The organism is Streptomyces sp. NPDC028331 (assembly GCF_055565775.1).
The window spans coordinates 346385-350112 of the sequence record NZ_JBVHTR010000008.1; the positions used below are offsets into that span (position 1 = coordinate 346385).

1 protein-coding gene is annotated in these 3728 nt (G+C 74.4%); it reads left to right on the top strand.

The window, feature by feature from the left end:
* On the top strand, positions 1–3581 hold a 3581-nt coding region (locus ACZ4SW_RS15320; RefSeq protein ID WP_468242652.1), incomplete at its 5' end, for an Rne/Rng family ribonuclease.
* Between the last annotated feature and the right edge of the window lie 147 nt (positions 3582–3728).

Sequence of the window (3728 nt, forward strand, 5' to 3'; positions counted from 1 at the left end):
AGGCCGTGGAGGTTGTCGTGCCGGCCGGTGACGGTGGCGAGGGCGCCGGTGAGGCCCCTGTGACCGCAGTGGCCGAGGCCGGGCCGGTGGCCGAGGAGGCGCCTGCTCCGGCTCGTCCGCGCCGCCGCGCCACCCGCCGTGTGTCGGCGCCCGCTCCCGTCGAGGAGGCCGTGGAGGCCGCCGAGGCCGAGACGCAGGTGGCCGAGCAGACTCCCGCCGCCGAGGCGCCCGAGGCCCCCGCCGCCGAAGAGCCCGCCCGCCGTACCCGTCGCCGTGCCACCCGCCGGGTGTCCGCACCGGCCGCCACGCCCGAGGGCGCCGCCGACGAGACCCCGCAGGCCGAGGCCGCCGAGGCGACCGGCAGGAGCGAGAAGGCCGAGGCGGTCGAGGAAGGCGCCCACGCGCCCGCATCGACGCCTGCCGTCGCCCCCGCCGCCGAAGCCGAGCCGGCCGCCGAAGCGGAGCCGGCCGTCGAGGAAGCCGCCCCGCGCCGTCGCCGTCGCGTCGTCCGCAAGGCCGCCGGAGGTTTCTCCGAGCCCGCGCAGCCCGCCCCCGCCGCCGAAGAGGCGTCCGACGCCCCCCGGCGGCGCACGCGGCCGGCCGTCCCCGTCTTCCAGGCGCCGGTGTTCACCGAGCCGATGTTCCAGACCCCGGAGCGGGCCGCCGCCGCCGCTGCCGCCGAGGCCGCGGAGCAGCAGGAGCCCGTCGAGGAGGAGGCCGCCGGTGCGCGCCGTCGCCGTCGCCGCCGCGGCGGCGACGAGGAGCCCGTGGCCGTGACGCCGGAGACCACCGACGAGGTGGAGGAGGCCGAGGAGCCCGAGGAGCCCGAGGAGGCGGAGGAGTCCGTCGAGGGCGAGGAGGCCGAGGAGACCGGTTCGCGCCGGCGCCGCCGCCGTGGTGGCCGCCGCCGTCGCCGTGGCGAGTCCGCCGAGGCCGACGGCGAGGGTGAGGAGACCGAGGAACTCGCCGACGAGCAGGCCGCGCAGGACGCCGAGGACACCGCCGAGCAGCTCGAGGAGGACGCCGAGGACGCGGGCCAGGAGCACGCGGACGACACCGCGTCCTCCAGCAGCACCAGCCGGCGCCGCCGCCGGCGTCGCCGCCGGGCCGGTGAGTCGCTCGTGGACGGCGAGCCCGGCACCGACGACCCGGAGCGGACGGTCGTCAAGGTGCGCGAGCCGCGCAAGAAGGACGAGCACCCCTCCGACGAGGTGCAGTCCATCAAGGGCTCGACCCGGCTCGAAGCCAAGAAGCAGCGCCGCCGGGAAGGCCGCGAACAGGGCCGCCGCCGCGTTCCGATCATCACCGAGGCCGAGTTCCTGGCCCGCCGTGAGGCCGTCGAGCGTGTGATGGTCGTCCGGCAGAACGGCGACCGTACGCAGATCGGCGTCCTCGAGGACGGCGTGCTCGTCGAGCACTACGTCAACAAGGAGCAGTCGACCTCGTACGTCGGCAACGTCTACCTGGGCAAGGTCCAGAACGTGCTGCCGTCCATGGAGGCCGCCTTCATCGACATCGGCAAGGGCCGCAACGCGGTGCTCTACGCCGGTGAGGTCAACTTCGAGGCGCTGGGCATGGCCAACGGCCCGCGCCGCATCGAGTCCGCCCTCAAGTCCGGCCAGTCCGTCCTCGTCCAGGTGACCAAGGACCCGATCGGCCACAAGGGCGCCCGCCTGACCAGCCAGGTCTCCCTGCCGGGCCGTTACCTCGTGTACGTGCCCGAGGGCTCGATGACCGGCATCAGCCGCAAGCTGCCCGACACCGAGCGGGCCCGGCTGAAGACCATCCTCAAGAAGATCGTCCCCGAGGACGCGGGCGTCATCGTGCGCACCGCCGCCGAGGGCGCGAGCGAGGACGAGCTGCGCCGGGACGTCGAGCGGCTGCAGGCGCAGTGGGAGGACATCCAGAAGAAGTCGAAGAACGGCAACGCGCCGACGCTGCTGTACGGCGAGCCGGACATGACCGTCCGGGTCGTGCGGGACATCTTCAACGAGGACTTCTCCAAGGTCATCGTCAGCGGCGACGACGCCTGGGAGACGATCCACGGGTACGTCTCGCACGTCGCGCCGGACCTCGCGCCGCGCCTGCAGAGGTGGACCAGCGAGGTCGACGTCTTCGCCACCTACCGGATCGACGAGCAGCTCGCCAAGGCGCTGGACCGCAAGGTGTGGCTGCCGAGCGGCGGTTCGCTGGTGATCGACCGGACCGAGGCGATGGTCGTCATCGACGTCAACACCGGCAAGTTCACCGGCCAGGGCGGCAACCTCGAGGAGACCGTCACCAGGAACAACCTGGAGGCGGCCGAGGAGATCGTCCGCCAGCTCCGGCTGCGCGACCTCGGCGGCATCATCGTGATCGACTTCATCGACATGGTGCTGGAGTCCAACCGGGACCTGGTGCTGCGGCGCCTGCTGGAGTGCCTGGGCCGGGACCGCACGAAGCACCAGGTCGCCGAGGTGACCTCGCTGGGCCTCGTCCAGATGACCCGCAAGCGGGTCGGACAGGGCCTGCTGGAGTCGTTCTCCGAGACCTGCGTGCACTGCAACGGCCGGGGCGTGATCGTCCATATGGACCAGGCCCCCGCGACCGGCGGCGGCAAGCGCAGGAAGCGCGGCCGGGGCGGCGCCGAGGCCGAGCCCGAGACGCAGGAGGCCGTGACCGCCGAGATCGAGGAGGCCGCCGAGGTCGCCGAGGAGGCGGAGGCCGCGGTTGCGGCGGCGCTGTCGGAGTCGGCCGTGACGGAGTCGCTGATGGACTCGGTCGCACCCGACGAGGAGCTGTACAGCAGCGTCGCCGAGGCGGAGGCCGCCGCGTCCCGGGGCCGCACACGGCGCCGGGTGAGCCGGCGGGCGTCGGCTCCCGCGGGGGCCCCGCGTGCCGAGGAGCGGGCGCCGAAGTCCCGCACGGACGAGCGCGCACCGAAGTCGCGGACCGAGGCGGAGGCGGAGCCGGTGGCGGCCGAGGACCCGATCGTCGAAGCGCCCGCGCCCGTCGAGGAGGAGGCCGCGCCCAAGGGCCGTACGCGCCGCCGGGCGACCCGCAGGGTGTCGGCTCCGGCCGGTTCGCCCACCGAGGCCGTGGTGACGGTCGCGGAGACCGCGCCGCAGCCCGCCGAGGAGCCGGAAGCCGAGGCGCCGGCCGAGCAGCCCGTGGCCGAGCAGGCCGCCGAGCCGGCCGAGGCGCCCGCGGAGAGCGCGGCCCCGGCCCGCCCGCGTCGCCGCGCCGTCCGCAAGGCCACGGCGCCGACCTCGTCGGAGGAGACGGCGGTCGTGGTCGTCCCCTCGGCCGCGGAGGCCCCGGAGGCCCCGGCGGAGCAGGCGGAGGCCCCGGCAGCGGAGGCCGCGGCCGAGTCCGAGGCGGCGGCGCCCGCCAAGAAGGCGGCCCGCAAGACCGCCAAGAAGGCCACGGCGAAGAAGGCCGCGACCAAGAAGACGGCCGCGGCCAAGAAGACGGCGGCCAAGAAGACCGCCGCGAAGAAGACGACCGCCAAGAAGGCCGCGGTCAAGAAGACGGCGGCCAAGAAGACGGCGGCGGCCGAACAGCCGGCGCAGGCGACCGTTTCGGTCACCACGGAGGACTGACCCTCCGCACGACGGCACCGTCACGACGGCGGGGGGGGGGAGGGGGGGGGGGGGGGGGTGTTGTTTTTTTGCGCGTTTTTTTTCTGGACGGGGGCCCCCCCTTTTCTCTTCGCCCCTCTTTCTTTTGGCCCTCCCTTTTTTTTTTCT